The sequence below is a fragment of the Novosphingobium nitrogenifigens DSM 19370 genome, from assembly GCF_000192575.1.
Lineage (GTDB): Bacteria > Pseudomonadota > Alphaproteobacteria > Sphingomonadales > Sphingomonadaceae > Novosphingobium > Novosphingobium nitrogenifigens.
Genome location: NZ_GL876934.1, coordinates 45,903 through 59,929, shown reverse-complemented (window position 1 = coordinate 59,929; position 14,027 = coordinate 45,903). Strand labels below are relative to the sequence as shown.

The window sequence follows — 14,027 nt, the reverse complement described above, 5'->3', positions numbered from 1 at the left end:
TAGGCGCGCGCGCCCTACTTCCTGTCGCCACGGCATCAGGCATAGGAGGCGCAGGCCATGCGCGGGGAAGGGCCCCTTGCGGGGATCAGGATTCTGGATTTCACACGGGTCCTGTCGGGCCCTTACTGCACGGCGCTGCTGGGCGATCTGGGCGCCGACGTGGTCAAGGTCGAAGCGCCGCACGGCGACGATTATCGCCATGTCGGCCCGTTTCTCGACGGGGAAAGTGCGCTGTTCCAACTGGTCAACCGCAACAAGCGGTCGCTGGTGCTCGACCTCAAGCGCCCAGAGGCACAAGATCTGGCCCGGCGTCTCGCCGCGCAAGCCGACGTCGTCGTCGAGAATTTCCGTCCCGGTGTCGCCGATCGGCTCGGCCTTGGTGCGCAAGCCTTGCAGGAAGCCAATCCCCGCCTGATCCATGCGGCGATTTCCGGGTTCGGACAGGAAGGGCCGCAGGCTGCTCTCCCGGCGTTCGACATCGTGGCACAGGCGATGTCGGGCATCATGGCCCTGACCGGAGACGCCGACGGACCGCCGATGAAAGTGGGCGAATCCATCGGCGACCTTGCCGCCGGACTGTTCGCGTCATGGTCGATCATGGCGGCTCTCGTCGAGCGGGAGCGCACCGGGGGCGGTCGGCGGCTCGACATTGCCATGGTCGATTCCCTGATCGCGCTACTGCCGACTGCGATTGCGCAATGGATGACCGGCACGGTGCCGGGGCGCGTGGGCAATCGCCATCCGCTGTCGACCCCGTTCGGCACGTTTCGGGCGCGCGACGGGCATGTGGTGATCTGCGTGCTCAATGCCGGGCAATTTGCGCGGCTGGCGCAATGCATGGGAATGCCGGCGCTTGCCGATGATCCGCGCTTTGCTTCGGACGCCTTGCGCACCGAAAATGAACCGGCCCTGCGCGCTGCGATCGAAAGCTGGCTTGGCGGGCACGACGTGGCCGAGGCCGTTGCCGTGCTGGAACAGGCCGGAGTGCCTGCCTCCGCGATTGCCGAGCCGGTCGCCGTGTTCGAAGGCGAACAGGTCGCGGCACGCGGATTGCTGCCGACGGTGCAGCATCCGCAACTGGGTGCGATCCAGACGCTGGAACAGCCGGTGCATTTCGGGGGGCTCGCACGCGGGCAACAGGCTCCGGCACCGGGGCTTGGCGAACATGGCAGCGCGGTCTGCCGCGACTGGCTGGGCATGAACCCCGCAGCAATCGCCGATCTCGTCGCGAGCGGCACTTTGATGGCAAAGGAGCTTTGAGCATGGCCCATTCCCTGTCTGCGGCGGACGAAGCCGCGATTGCCGCCGTCGAGCGACTGGCGCGCGAGGAACTGGCTCCTTCGGCTTCGGCGACCGACGAAAATGCCGCCTTTCCGCATGATCAGCTGCGCCTTCTGGCCGAGATGGGCCTGATGGGCATGAACCTGCCCGAACGGTGGGGCGGTCCGGGGCTTTCCGCGCTGGCCCTTGCCGATTGCGTGACGGCGATTGCGGCGGCTTGCGGATCGACGGTTTCGGCCCTGACGGCGCATTTCCTCGCGACCGATGCCATTCTTCTGGGTGGTGGTGATGACTTGCGCGGGCGCTATCTGCCCGATGCGGCGGCGGGGCGGACGCTGGGCGCCTTTGCCCTGACCGAACCGCGCGCGGGGTCCAATCCGGCCGACATGGGGTGCCGCGCGGTGCCTGTAGAAGGCGGTTATCGCCTGACCGGAACCAAGCATTTCATTTCCAACGGCGGCCATGCCGATTTCATCGTCGTGTTTGCAGTGACCGACCCAGAGGCGGCCCATCGCGGGATCAGCGCCTTTGTCGTCGATCGCGATACGCCGGGTCTTGTCGTCGGCGCGCCGGAAAAGACCATGGGTCTGCGCGGCGGTCACGTCTTCGAACTCGCGTTCGACTGCCTTGTCCCGGCGGGCAATCGCGTCGGGGCGGAAGGCAGCGGCTTTCGCACCGCGATGAAAGTGCTCGACAACGGGCGCATCGAAGTGGCGGCGATGTGCCTCGGCCTTGCCGGAGCGGCGCTCGACGCGGCAAGGGACTGGGTGCGTCAGCGCAAGATCGGTGGACAGCTTCTGGGCGATTATCAGGGCATTCAGTGGATGCTGGCCGATATGGCGACCCAGTTGCAGGCGGCACGGCTGCTCACTCGCGATGCGGCGGCCAAACGTGCTGCGGGCGAGAGGTTCACGCGGCAATCCGCGATGGCCAAGCTCTTTGCCTCGGAAACCGCAGGCAAAGTCGCCGATGCTGCGCTGCAGATCCACGGCGGCTATGGCTATATCCGTGATCTGCCGCTTGAACGCTATGTCCGCGACTTGCGCATCATGCGCATCTACGAGGGATCATCGGAAGTTCAGCGCAACATCATTGCCCGCGATCTGCTTATGGAGTGATCCGGGCGATGATCTCGTCCCGTGGCTGGGCCTTGAGCTCGTCGATCGAGGCAAGGCCCATGAGGGCGAGTGTGGAGGCGATGTCTTCACGCAGGAGATCGACGGCACGGGCGACGCCCGCTTCGCCAAAGGCGCCGAGGCCATAGGCACAGGCGCGGCCAAGCGCGACGGCATCGGCTCCGAGAGCCAGAGCCATGACCACGTCGGTGCCCCGGCGGACGCCACTGTCGAAGAGGACTTCGCAATCCGGGCCGACAGCCTCGCGCACGACGGGCAGGCAGCTGATCGCCGAGGGAGCGAAATCGAGCTGGCGGCCGCCGTGATTGGAGACGATCACGCCGTCCGCACCATGGTCGCGACAGGCGCGGGCATCGCCCGGATGCAGTACGCCCTTGACGTAAATCCGCCCCGACCAGACTCCGCGCAGCCAGTCGAGATCGTCCCAGACGAGACGCGGATCGATTTCCCGACCCAATCGCGCCGATTGTTCGAGAATGCCTTTGCCCAGGTCATAACGGGCGATGTTGCCCGCTTCGACCGGCCCGTTGCGGGCCATGTCGGCAAGCCAGCGGGGATGGCGCACCATGTCGAGCACATGACGGGCGCCAAAGCGGGTGACCGCGCGAAAGCCGTTGCGCGCGTCACGCGGGCGCAACGGCGTGACGGGCGTGTCGACGGTCAGGATCAGGTCGGAAATCCCGGCGGATTTCGCCCGGTCGAGAATGTCGCGGGTGATTGCCCGGTCGCGCACCATGTAAAGCTGGCAGGCCGACTGTCCCGCTGCGCCCGCGATCTCTTCGAGCGGGGCGATGGAAAAGGTCGAGATGCCCATGACGGTCCCGGCCTCGCACGCAACGCGTCCGGCGGCGATGTCGCCGCGCGGAGACAACAGGCCGAGATAGCCGACCGGCGCGAACCAGAACGGCAGGCGATGGCGTGCGCCCATGAAGCGGGTGGAAAGATCGATATGCTGCACATTGCGCAGGATGCGCGGCATCAGCCGCCATTGCGCGAAATCCCCGGCATTGGCGCGCATGGTCGTTTCCGAATGCGCACCGCCGTCGACATAGTCGAACAGCAACCGGGGCAGGCGCCCTTGCGCGGCAAGGCGCAAATCCTCGACCGAATGGCATGTCCGGGGGGATCGGGGCGATGGAAACGTCATGCCTGTCCTGCTGCCTCGTGCGCGGGCAGGGCGTCGCCCAGCCGTAGCGTGTCTTCGCTGTTGCCCACGCTGATGCGGATGAAGCGATCATAGCCGGGCTGTTTCCACGGCTTGACGATAACCCCTTGGCGCAGCAGCGTTTCGGCCAAGGCGATAGACGATGTGCCGCAATCGACGAACAGGAAATTGCCGCGCGAGGGCGCATAGGCATAGCCTTTGGCGCGCAGCAGGTCGGCCATGCGGGCCCGCTCGGTCGTCGCCAGTTCGACCACGCGGGCCAGATGATCCTCGTCCGCCCATGCGGCGAGCGCAGCGGTCTGCGCGGCGGCATTGACGTTGAACGGCGTGCGCACGCGGTCCATCATGTCGTGCAGGCGCAAGTCGCCGGTAACGCCATAGCCGACCCGCAGGCCCGCGAGACCATAGGCCTTGGAAAAAGTGCGGAGGACGATCCACGGACGGTCCATGCCGCGCAGGACGTCGAGCCCGTCGGCATAGCCGCCCCCTCGCGCATATTCGAAATAAGCCTCGTCGAGTACGAGCAGGCAAGTCTCGGGAAGGCCCGCGACCAGCCGCGCGAGCGCGCCGTTGTCGATCCATGTCCCGACCGGGTTCATCGGATTGGAAAGAACCAGCATTCGCGCGCCTTGCGCGGCAACGAGCATCCGGTCGATATCCATGGCAAAGTCGGACGTTACCGGAACGCGCACGACTTTTGCCCCCATCAGGGTCGCATAGTCCTCGTGAAGGGGGAACGAGGGGTAGGGGGTCACTACCTTGTCGCCGGGGCGCAGGACCGTGCGGGAAACCACCGAAAGCAGGTCTTCCGATCCGTTGCCCAGAATCACCCGTTCGGCCTCTACTCCCAGCTTGTGCGCAAGGGCGGCGCGCAGCGACCGCCCGGCCGGATCGGGGTAAAGCGCGCAAAGCGCCCCGGTATCGCGGAGAGCCTGTGTCACATGCGGTGAAGGGCCGATGGGATTCTCGTTCGAGCCGAGCTTGGTGATCGTGGCGACGTTGTATTTTTCGCGCACTTCGGCAATCGTCAGCCCTGCATTGTAGGGCGCGATACGGCAAACTTCGGCCCGCACCAGATCCGTCATTCCTGTCACCTTTCGCCGCCATCCTTTTGAGGGTGTGGCACTTGACTAAACAGGGGGTCTGGTTTTGTATAGACATTATTGAGGCGCTGCCCAGCAAGGGTGGCAGCCTGCGCAACGACAGATAAATCGGGGAAATTCCATGTCGCCGACGCAATCGGGCCGGATCGAACATCACACGATTTTCCCCATTCCCGCAGACCAGCGGCATGGCCGCGCCCGCGATCTTTTCACGTTGTGGTTCGGCATCAACATGCATGTCCTGACCGTGGTGACGGGTGCGCTGACCACGGCCTTGCTCAAGCTGCCGTTGATGACCGCGATTTTCGCTCTGGTTCTCGGCAATCTGGTCGGTGGGGTGTTCATGGCGCTCCATTCGGCCCAAGGGCCGCAACTGGGCGTGCCGCAGATGGTGCAGAGCCGGGGGCAGTTCGGCTCGGTCGGGGCGGTCTTTACGCTGGTCGCCATGATGGTCGTCTATGTCGGTTTCGTCGCATCGAATTTCGTGGTCGGCGCGCAATCCTTGCACAGCGTTGCCCCGGCGATCGGGGAACCGGCGGCGATCGCCCTGATCGCCTTGTTGAGCACGATCGGCGCCGGGTTCGGCCATGACCTGCTGCACAAGTGCGGGCAGTGGATGACCATGGTTTCCGGCACGGCCCTGATCATCTGTTTCGTGTGGATCCTGGGCGGGGCGGAAAACACGCCTGCGCTCTGGGCCCGGGGCGAGATCACGACGGCCGCGTTCCTTGCCACCATTTCGATCTGCGCGGTGTGGCAGATTGCCTATGCGCCTTATGTCTCGGACTATTCGCGGTATCTGCCGGTGGGCAGCGGTTCGCGCGCGGCCTTCTGGGCCAGCTATCTGGGCTGTGTGCTGGGGTCGATCCTGCCGATGGTGCTGGGCGCGATGCTCGGCGCGATTATCGGTTCGGAAGATGTCGTCGTCGGCCTGACGCACCTGCTCGGGCCGATCAGCTGGTACATCGTCATCGCCTTTTCGCTGGGGATCAGCTCGGCGAGCGCGATGAACATCTATTGCGGCGTTCTGACCACCATCACCATCGGCCAGACCATGGTGGCACGCTGGCGTCCGCAGGCGGGCACGCGCGTTTTCCTGGGTTTCGTGCTCAACCTGCTGGCGATGCTGACGGCGCTTCTTGCGTCCAAGGATTTCCTCGCCTCGTTCGAGAGCTTCCTCTCGATCCTCTTGTGCATCATGGCGCCCTGGACCGCCATCAACCTGGTCGACTATTACCTGTTGCGGCACGGCGACTATGACGTCGCCTCGTTCTTCGCTCCCGACGGCGGGGTCTATGGCCGTTACAACCGTCCGGCGCTGACCTGTTTTGCGATCGGCATTGCGGTGCAGGTGCCGTTCCTCAAGACCAAGCTCTATACCGGGCCGCTGGTGGCGCAGCTCGACGGGGTCGATGCCTCGTGGCTGGTCGGCATCTTTGTTTCCGGGGTGCTTTATTACGTATGGTCACGGCTGGCCGGGGATGCTTCGGCAAAGGTCATTGCGGCCGAGTGACCGCTTGTTTCCCTTCCCGTTTTTCCCATCTGAAAGGTGACGCAATGGCGCGTGTTTCCCGAAGGCTTGCCTTGATTTCGGCTCTGCTTCTCGCGTCGGGGACGGCGCAGGCACAGGACATCGTCATCCATGCCGGGCATCTGATCGACGGGGTCACCGCGACGCTGCAGGGGCCGAGCACGATCCTGATCCGCGGCGATCGCATCGTTTCGGTCGAGGCCGGATACCAGACTCCGGCAGGGGTGAGCGTTATCGAATTGCGGGACGCGACGGTCCTGCCGGGCCTGATCGACTGTCACGTCCATCTGGGACAGCCTTTGCCCGGGGGCGAGAACGCCGTCGAGGCGATGGTCACCCACAACGAGATGGATCGCGCGTTCATCGATGCCTCGTTCGCGCGGGCCATGCTGGAGCAGGGCTTCACCGCTGCGCGCGATCTGGGCGGCGGGGACGACACTGTCGCGGTGCGCCACGCCATCGACGCGGGCCTGATCGAAGGGCCGCGCATGTGGACCGCGCTCGAACCGCTCGGGCCCACCGGTGGCCATGGGGATCAGGCGACCGGCATGGACAAGGCCCTGTCCGATCCCGAATGGGGCAAGGGACTGGTCGATTCCCCCGATCAGGCGCGGCTGCGCGTGCGTGAGCATTACCGGCGTGGGGCCAATGTCATCAAGCTGATGCCGTCGGGCGGGATCGCCTCGACCGGCGACAATCCCCACGCGCAGACGATGACCGATGCCGAGATCCTCGAGGCGGTGCGCACCGCCCATGGTCTCGGGCTCAAGGTTGCGGCGCACCTTTATCCTGCGGTTGCCATTCGCGCTGCGGTCAATGCGGGCGTCGATTCGGTCGAGCATGGATCGTTCGCCGATGCCGAAGCCTATCAGGCGATGAAGGCTCACGGGACTTACCTCGTTCCGACGCTCAGCGTGTTCGACGTCTATTACGCCGCCGCGCGCGATCACCCGGAAAAGCTGATGATCGGCACCGCGCAAAAGGAATTGGCGAACGACCTCTTTCCCAAGCAGCATTTCCCCAATGCCGTGAAGGCCGGGGTCAAGATCGCGTTCGGCACTGACCTTGGCGAAGGCGATCATGCGATGGAATTCGACCTGATGGTCGCCAATGGTCTGCCTGCGGGCGATGCCATCCTTGCCGCAACAAGCCGGGCCGCCGACCTTCTCGGCGCGAGCGAGGACATCGGTTCGCTGCGCAGCGGACGCTATGCCGACATCGTCGCGGTTCCCGGCAATCCGCTGGCCGACATTTCGGTCATGCACCGCGTCGCCTTCGTCATGAAGGGCGGCAAGGTCATGCGCGACAAATGAGGGCTTCCCCGCGCCGGGATCATCCCCGGCGCGGGGCAATGCCGATCAGCCAGCGGCGAAACGCACTGGCAAAGGGATCGCGCCCCATTCCCGCGGGCCAGGCAAGGTAATAGGGCTGGGGGAGGGAGAGGCGGTGGTCATGGGCAATGACCAGCCGTCCCTTGGCAAGATCGTCGCCCATCATCGCCTCCTGTACCAGCACGACCCCGTGCCCGTCGATCGCAGCGCCGATGGCGGCACTTGATTGCGAGAACGTCACGCTGACCGGATGGCGGAGGCTGTGGCCGAGCGAGGCTGCCCAGTCGGCCCAGCCCGGCGCGCTGCCGTGCGAACTTTGCCATTCGATACCGAGCAGGGGCAGGGCGAGAATGTCCGCCGGACTTGGCATCGAAGGCAAAGTCGCGGCCAGTTGCGGCGAACAGGCGGGAACCACGCGATCGGTGAAGAGTTCGCGCCATTGCGCGTGGGCGTGAACCTGCTGGCCATAGGTCACGCGGAAATCGGCTTCCCCTTGCGCAAGATCGGGTTCCGCGTCCGCGCTCACCAGATGCAGCCGCCCCTTGTCGCGGTCGGCCCATTCGAACAGGCGCGGCCCGATCCACCGCTGAACCAGCGAAGGCAGGCTGCTGACGATCAGGACATCGCGTTCCTGCGTGCGGTCGAGCAGGGCCTGCGCATTGTGAAGTCGTACAAAGCCTTCGGCGATTTCACCGTGATAGGCGCGGCCCGCATGGGTCAGGCCAAGGCCGGTTCCCTGCCGCACGGTGAGTGCGATGCCGGTGCTTTCTTCCAGCCGCCTGATCTGCTGGCTGATCGCGCCGGGGGTGACGCCCAGTTCGCGCGCCGCGGCGACCGCGCTGCCCAGTCGGCCAAGCGCCTCGAATGCCTGCAACGCCTTGAGCGGAGGGAGCCTTGCCAGGGGAATGCCTTTCGGGTGGGGATTGGGGGGAACGGCAGGACACCGGAAAATAGGCACCCGGTCGAGGCCCTTTTTCGCGACTTGCCTGTGACCGATTACGTCTGGCGTGCGAAGCAGGACATGGTAACGGACGAACAATACCCGATCGCATGGGGGCCCGATCGCATGGGGGACTGCAATGCGAAAAGGTGAAACCCGAGCCGGACATTCGAAATGAAACCCGCCGCCCTGCACGAACGTATCCGTGCCGAAATCGAGACCGCGATCCTGTCGGGGGCCCTTGCCCCGGGCGAGCGAATACCATCCGAACAAGTGCTCATGACCGAATACGGCTGTGCGCGGATGACGGTGAACAAGGCCTTGTCGGCGCTCGCCACGGCGGGATTGCTGGAACGGCGCAAGCGGGCCGGATCGTTCGTGGCGCGTCCGCGCGCGCAATCGATGGAACTGGCGATCCCCGACTTGCGCGAGGAAATCGCGGCGCGCGGACAGGTCTATGGCTGGCGGATGGAAAGCCGCCGGGTGCTCGACGCCGCCACCGATACCCGCGCTGCGCAATTGGGGGCCGAAGGGCAATTGCTCGAAATCTGCGGGCTGCACTTTGCCGACGGCGTCCCCTTTGCCTGGGAAGAGCGCCTCGTCAGCCTGAGCGCGGTTCCCGAAATCGCCGACATCGATTTCACGATCGATCCGCCGGGAAGTTGGCTCTTGCACCACATTCCCTGGACCGAAGGGGAAAACCGCATCGGCGCGATCAAGGCGCCGGGTGATGCGGCCGGTCTGCTCGGCGTCGAGCCGGGCGAGGCCTGTCTCCTGCTGACGCGTCGCACATGGCGGGGGGACGAGGGGATCACGCTGGTCCGGCAACTGTTCCTTGCCGGACATTATGAACTGATCGCCCGCTTCGGCAGCCAGAGCTAGGAAATTTCAGAATATCTTGCCGGGATTGAACAGGCCTTGCGGGTCGAGCGTCTGCTTGATCGTCTGCATGACATCGACCGCGTCGCCCAGTTCCTCGCGCAGCCAGCGTTTCTTGCCAAGGCCGATGCCGTGTTCGCCGGTGCAGGTGCCGCCAAGGGCCAGCGCACGGCGGACGATCCGTTCGTTAAGCGCGTCGGCTTCGGCTTCCTCGGCAGGATTGTCCGGATCGAGCACGAACAGGACGTGGAAATTGCCGTCACCGACGTGACCGACGATCGGCGCGGGAAAGCTGCTTCCGGCAAGGTCGGCCTTGGTTTCCAGGATGCATTCGGCAAGGCGGCTGATCGGAACGCAGACGTCGGTGGACCAGCCCGTCGCACCCGGGCGCAGGGCGACCCCCGCGCGATAGGCATTGTGCCGGGCCTTCCACAGCCGGGTGCGTTCCTCGGGCAAGTTCGACCAGACGAAATCGCCGCCCCCGTTCATGGTGGTGATCTCTCGGACCATTTCGACCTGTTCGGCAACGCCCGCCTCGGTGCCGTGGAATTCCAGCATCAGTGTCGGTTGTTCGGCAAGATCGAGCTTGGAATAGCGATTGACCGCATTGATCTGCACTTCGTCGAGCAGTTCGATGCGGGCAAGTGGAATGCCCATCTGGATTGCCATGATGGTGGTGTTGACCGCGCCTTCGAGCGTTTCGAACGGACAGACCGCCGCTGAAATTGCCTGGGGCAGGCCATGGAGGCGCAGCGTGATTTCGGTGATGATGCCGAGCGTTCCTTCCGACCCGACGAACAGGCGGGTAAGGTCGTATCCGGCGGCCGACTTGCGCGCCCGTTGCGCGGTGTCGATTACGCGTCCGTCGGCAAGGACCACGCGCAGTGACAGCACGGCCTCGCGCATGGTGCCATAGCGGACCGCGTTGGTGCCCGAGGCGCGGGTCGATGCCATGCCCCCGATCGTCGCATTGGCGCCCGGATCGATAGGAAAGAACAGGCCGTGATCGCGCAGCCAGGCATTGAGCTGTTCGCGCGTCACGCCCGGTTGCACGGTGCAGTCGAGATCTTCGGGATGAACGGCAAGGATGGCGTTCATCCGCGAAAAATCGAGGCAAAGTCCGCCTTTTACCGCAGCGAGCTGGCCTTCGAGGGATGTCCCCGCGCCATAGGGAATGACCGCGAGGTCGTGGTCGCGGCAGATCCTGACCAGCGCGACGACTTCCCCGGTGTTTTCCGGATAGGCGACCGCATCGGGTGGCATGACCGCGAAATGAGCCTCGCTGGTGCCATGCTGGATGCGGATCGCTTCGCCCAGTTGCAAGCGGTCGCCCAGCACCGCGCGCAAGGCGGCCTCGATCGTCGGGGAAAGGCCGGGGCGGGCCAGAGTGGGCGTGGGGGCGGCCATGGTGGGATCCTGTGGTGCTTGGGTCGGTGAGTCTGGTTCTGATTCAAAATGTGGCGGAGAGCAATTTATGAGTTGAAGGCCTCGGCTTGGGCATTGTGCTTTTGCGACCGGTTGATCCGGCCCATGATGTAATCCCCCGCCGAAATCGGCGCATGCAGTGCGTCTTCGCCGGGCGCGAGATTGAGATCGCGGGGATCGACCATCGCGCTGTAGTCGGGATCATAGAACGTCGCGATCGACAGCCGTTCGCGTCCCGACCGGTTGGTCACGCGATGCTGGTTCGAGAAATAGCGGTTGTTCGACCAGCGTTGCAGCAGGTCGCCGATGTTGATGACGAGCGTTCCGGGAATGGGTGGCGCGTCGATCCAGCGCCCCTGCCGGTCGAGCACTTCGAGACCGCCGACATCGTCCTGCCACAACAGGGTGATGCAGCCATAGTCGGTGTGCGGCGCGACGCCGAACAGTTCGCCTTCGTGATCCTCGGGATGCGGGGGGTAATAGACGGCCTGCGTTCGTTGCAGCGGCTTTGCATATTTCCCGACGAAGAAGTCGTCGGCGACGCCGAGGGCCAAGGCGACTCCGCGCAGCAGGCGTTGCCCGCACCGGCCGATTTCCCGGTAATAGGCTTCGAAGGCTTCGCGAAATCCGGGCAGATCGGGCCACTGGTTGGGACCTCGCATCGCTTCACCTGCCAATACGGCGGGGTCGTCGGCGGGTAGTTCGAGGCCGATCTGGTAGAATTCCTTGTAATCGGGGGCCTCGGCATATTGCATCTTGGTCCGCCCGATGGCGTTGAAGCCGCGCACCGCTTCCTTGGGGCTGACTTTCAGTTTTTCTTCAATCGGCAGGCGAAAGAATTCGAGCGCCTTGGCGCGCGTTGCCTCGATCACCGCATCGGGCACACCGTGATTGGTGATGTAGCAGAACCCGGAATGGACGAAGGCATCGTGGAGGGCAGCGGCAAAGGCCTTTGCGTCGCCGCCGCCGCTTGCCCCGCCATCTACCAGGCTGAGGTCGAGAATGGGGAGGAAAGTCTCTTCGGCCATAGCGTCGGCTGTTTCCATGTTCGGCCCTCCATGATTGGGGGTTCTGTAAGGTCGTGGTGATGTAGCCTATCGGTGAGACGCGTCGTCCGAATAGTCAGTTTTTCTAAAATCGGATTTAGGTCCGATCGCGGCTCGGGCTTGCGCAGGTGCCGTCCTTTTGTCGTGAAAACAAAGGGCTGAAGCGATCGCGCCGTTATCGGCATGGCAGGGGGCGGGCCATTCCATCTTCATTCGCGACGCACACATCCGGCAGGCGGAACGGTCGCCGCCACCCTTTTTAAATAATGTCTAGACAAAAGCCGGATCTGTGCAAAGTTTTGCGGGTGAGCGGCAACGATAGGTCTCGCCGCGGCGTCGAGGGCCCGTCCCGCTGCGCGGATTTCGAGACCCGTTTGAGGGGAGCGTGTGGCGCCTATGCAGACATTGCGCAAAGACGGGCGAGCTCATGGAGGCGGGGGGGATGTGCCCAACGCCTTGTTGCGGGCAGTGCAGGAACGGCCGGATGACGCCGTCGCCTGGACTTTGCTTGCAACCCACCATGTCGAGGCGGGGCAACAACGCGAGGCAGGGCTTGCCTATACCCGGGCGCTGGCCTGTGGCGGGCGCGATCGCGAACTGGCTGCCGCTGCTATCGCCCTGACCCACGAACGGCTGGACGAAGTCGAAGCGATCCTGCGCCGCAGGCTCGCGCGGCTTCCGGGCGATGTCGCGGCGCGGCGGATGATGGCGGAACTGGGCGCGCGTCTCGGGCGCTATGACGATGCGGTACGCCTGCTTGAAAGCTGCATCACCCTGTTCCCGGGGTTCCACGCGGCGCGCGGCAATCTGGCGCAGGTTCTGTTGCGGCAGGGGCAGGCCGAACGCGCGCTGGACCTGTCGGGGCAATTGATCGCGGCCGAGCCGAGCGATCCGGGCTGGCGCCTCTTGCGCGCGGCGGCTTTTGCCCGGCTGGGGCGTAACGAGGAAGCCATCGCGATTTACGAAAACCTGCTTGCCGCTCTGGGGCAGGCGCCGCTGGCCTGGCTCAGCTATGGCCACACGCTCAAGACCGTCGGGCGGCAGGCCGATGCCGTGGCCGCCTATCGAAAGGCTATCGCGCAGCGTCCGGCGCTGGGCGAAGCTTGGTGGAGCCTTGCCAATCTCAAGACCGTCCGCTTCGACGAGGAAGATCGCGCGGCCATGCGCGAGGCTCTGGCGCGTCGGGACATTTCCGCGACCGACCGGCTCCATCTCGACTTCGCGATGGCCAAGGCGTGCGAGGATGCGGGCGAGGATGAGGCTGCCTTTGCCCACTATGCTGCGGCCAATGCTGCACGCCGAGCCCAGCTTGCCTATGCGCGCGAACGCACCGCTGCGGAAGTCGATGCGACGATCGAGGCGGCGCGGCGGATCCTGCCGATCGGCCCCGAGGCAGGCGGATGTTTCGCGCCGGACCCGATTTTCGTGCTGGGCATGCCGCGCGCGGGTTCGACACTGATCGAGCAGATCCTCTCGAGCCATCCCCTTGTCGAAGGGACGATGGAGCTGCCCGACATTCCCGCGATGGTCCGTCGTCTGAAAGCCGGGCAGGACGGGCGGTCGCTGGCCGACATCCTGATTGCACTGGGGCCGGACGAGCGACGCGCGCTGGGAGAGGAATACCTCGCCCGCACACAGGCACAGCGGCAGAGCGATCGGCCGTTCTTCATCGACAAGATGCCGAACAATTGGCTCTATGTGCCGTTCATTCGCGCGATCCTGCCTCAGGCGCGGATCATCGATGCGCGGCGCGATCCCATGGCCTGCTGCTGGTCGATGTATCGCCAGCATTTCGCCCGGGGGCAGGGGTTCGCCTATGATCTGGGCGATCTCGGCCACTATTACCGCGACTATGTCCGCATGATGGCCGCGCTTGACGCGGTCGAGCCTGGCGCGGTCGTGCGGGTGCAGCACGAGGATCTGGTCGCCGATCCCGAAGGGAGAATCGCCCGTCTGCTCGACCGACTCGGGCTGCCGTTCGATCCGCGTTGCCTGCGTTTCTGGGAGACCGAGCGGGCGGTGCGCACCGCGAGTTCCGAACAGGTGCGCCAGCCGATCTTCACCAGCGGGCTCGATCAGTGGCGGCGTTTCGAACGCTGGCTGGGGCCTTTGCGCGAAGCCTTGGGAGATTGCGGCGAGGCTTGAGCCCGACCGCCGGAGAAACCCGGCGCATCAAGGTGATGCGCCATT

General features: G+C 64.9%; 11 protein-coding genes. 6 read left to right on the top strand and 5 right to left on the bottom strand.

Annotation, left to right across the window (positions count from 1 at the left end; translation table 11 throughout):
- Positions 1–57 precede the first annotated feature (57 nt).
- Complete coding sequence (locus tag Y88_RS14410) at positions 58–1,260, top strand: CaiB/BaiF CoA transferase family protein (protein WP_008070546.1); 1,203 nt, start codon at positions 58–60, stop codon at positions 1,258–1,260.
- A 2-nt stretch (positions 1,261–1,262) separates the two neighbouring features.
- Positions 1,263–2,399 carry an acyl-CoA dehydrogenase family protein gene (locus Y88_RS14405; protein WP_008070544.1) on the top strand — a complete coding sequence of 379 codons (1,137 nt, stop codon included), beginning with the start codon at positions 1,263–1,265 and terminating at the stop codon, positions 2,397–2,399.
- On the opposite strand, the gene Y88_RS14400 is transcribed toward Y88_RS14405, so the two are convergent.
- Both Y88_RS14400 and hisC read right to left on the bottom strand, forming a co-directional pair.
- Entirely contained in the window at positions 2,389–3,564 is a 1,176-nt protein-coding gene (locus Y88_RS14400; RefSeq protein WP_232281097.1) for an alpha-hydroxy acid oxidase, read from the bottom strand. The two genes, Y88_RS14405 and Y88_RS14400, sit on opposite strands and share 11 nt — an antisense overlap.
- Entirely contained in the window at positions 3,561–4,667 is a 1,107-nt protein-coding gene (hisC, locus tag Y88_RS14395; protein WP_008070540.1) for a histidinol-phosphate transaminase, read from the bottom strand. The genes Y88_RS14400 and hisC overlap by 4 nt, the downstream gene beginning before the upstream one ends.
- 139 nt (positions 4,668–4,806) lie before the next feature.
- Here hisC and Y88_RS14390 point away from each other — a divergent pair, with 139 nt between their 5' ends.
- Both Y88_RS14390 and Y88_RS14385 read left to right on the top strand, forming a co-directional pair.
- Entirely contained in the window at positions 4,807–6,198 is a 1,392-nt protein-coding gene (locus Y88_RS14390; protein WP_008070539.1) for a purine-cytosine permease family protein, read from the top strand.
- Positions 6,199–6,242: 44 nt separating this feature from the next.
- Complete coding sequence (locus tag Y88_RS14385) at positions 6,243–7,529, top strand: amidohydrolase family protein (RefSeq protein ID WP_018075822.1); 1,287 nt, start codon at positions 6,243–6,245, stop codon at positions 7,527–7,529.
- 19 nt (positions 7,530–7,548) lie between these two features.
- On the opposite strand, the gene Y88_RS14380 is transcribed toward Y88_RS14385, so the two are convergent.
- Complete coding sequence (locus Y88_RS14380; RefSeq protein WP_169333630.1) at positions 7,549–8,505, bottom strand: LysR substrate-binding domain-containing protein; 957 nt, start codon at positions 8,503–8,505, stop codon at positions 7,549–7,551.
- 156 nt (positions 8,506–8,661) lie between these two features.
- On the opposite strand from Y88_RS14380, the gene Y88_RS14375 reads away from it, so the two are divergent.
- Positions 8,662–9,369: a UTRA domain-containing protein gene (locus Y88_RS14375; protein ID WP_008070536.1), complete on the top strand. Its 708-nt coding sequence runs from the start codon at positions 8,662–8,664 to the stop codon at positions 9,367–9,369.
- A 6-nt stretch (positions 9,370–9,375) separates the two neighbouring features.
- Here Y88_RS14375 and Y88_RS14370 read toward each other — a convergent pair whose 3' ends face one another.
- The gene (locus Y88_RS14370) at positions 9,376–10,773 is read right to left on the bottom strand and encodes an FAD-binding oxidoreductase (RefSeq protein ID WP_008070535.1); all 1,398 of its coding nucleotides are present in this window, start codon (positions 10,771–10,773) and stop codon (positions 9,376–9,378) included.
- Between the two features lie 65 nt (positions 10,774–10,838).
- Positions 10,839–11,837 (bottom strand): isopenicillin N synthase family dioxygenase, encoded by a 999-nt coding sequence (locus Y88_RS14365; RefSeq protein ID WP_232281096.1) that lies wholly within the window; start codon positions 11,835–11,837, stop codon positions 10,839–10,841.
- Between the two features lie 396 nt (positions 11,838–12,233).
- Here Y88_RS14365 and Y88_RS14360 point away from each other — a divergent pair, with 396 nt between their 5' ends.
- A complete protein-coding gene (locus tag Y88_RS14360) occupies positions 12,234–13,982 on the top strand; it encodes a tetratricopeptide repeat-containing sulfotransferase family protein (RefSeq protein ID WP_018075824.1) in 1,749 nt (582 codons plus the stop codon).
- Positions 13,983–14,027 lie beyond the last annotated feature (45 nt).

Bases quoted from the DNA above. Each gene is read 5' to 3' on its own strand.
- Y88_RS14385 (WP_018075822.1), top strand. From the start codon at position 6,243: ATGGCGCGTGTTTCCCGAAGGCTTGCCTTGATTTCGGCTCTGCTTCTC.
- Y88_RS14375 (WP_008070536.1), top strand. From the start codon at position 8,662: ATGAAACCCGCCGCCCTGCACGAACGTATCCGTGCCGAAATCGAGACC.
- Y88_RS14410 (WP_008070546.1), top strand. From the start codon at position 58: ATGCGCGGGGAAGGGCCCCTTGCGGGGATCAGGATTCTGGATTTCACA.
- Y88_RS14405 (WP_008070544.1), top strand. From the start codon at position 1,263: ATGGCCCATTCCCTGTCTGCGGCGGACGAAGCCGCGATTGCCGCCGTC.
- Y88_RS14365 (WP_232281096.1), bottom strand. From the start codon at position 11,837: ATGGAAACAGCCGACGCTATGGCCGAAGAGACTTTCCTCCCCATTCTC.
- Y88_RS14360 (WP_018075824.1), top strand. From the start codon at position 12,234: ATGCAGACATTGCGCAAAGACGGGCGAGCTCATGGAGGCGGGGGGGAT.
- Y88_RS14370 (WP_008070535.1), bottom strand. From the start codon at position 10,773: ATGGCCGCCCCCACGCCCACTCTGGCCCGCCCCGGCCTTTCCCCGACG.
- Y88_RS14390 (WP_008070539.1), top strand. From the start codon at position 4,807: ATGTCGCCGACGCAATCGGGCCGGATCGAACATCACACGATTTTCCCC.
- Y88_RS14400 (WP_232281097.1), bottom strand. From the start codon at position 3,564: ATGACGTTTCCATCGCCCCGATCCCCCCGGACATGCCATTCGGTCGAG.
- hisC (WP_008070540.1), bottom strand. From the start codon at position 4,667: ATGACGGATCTGGTGCGGGCCGAAGTTTGCCGTATCGCGCCCTACAAT.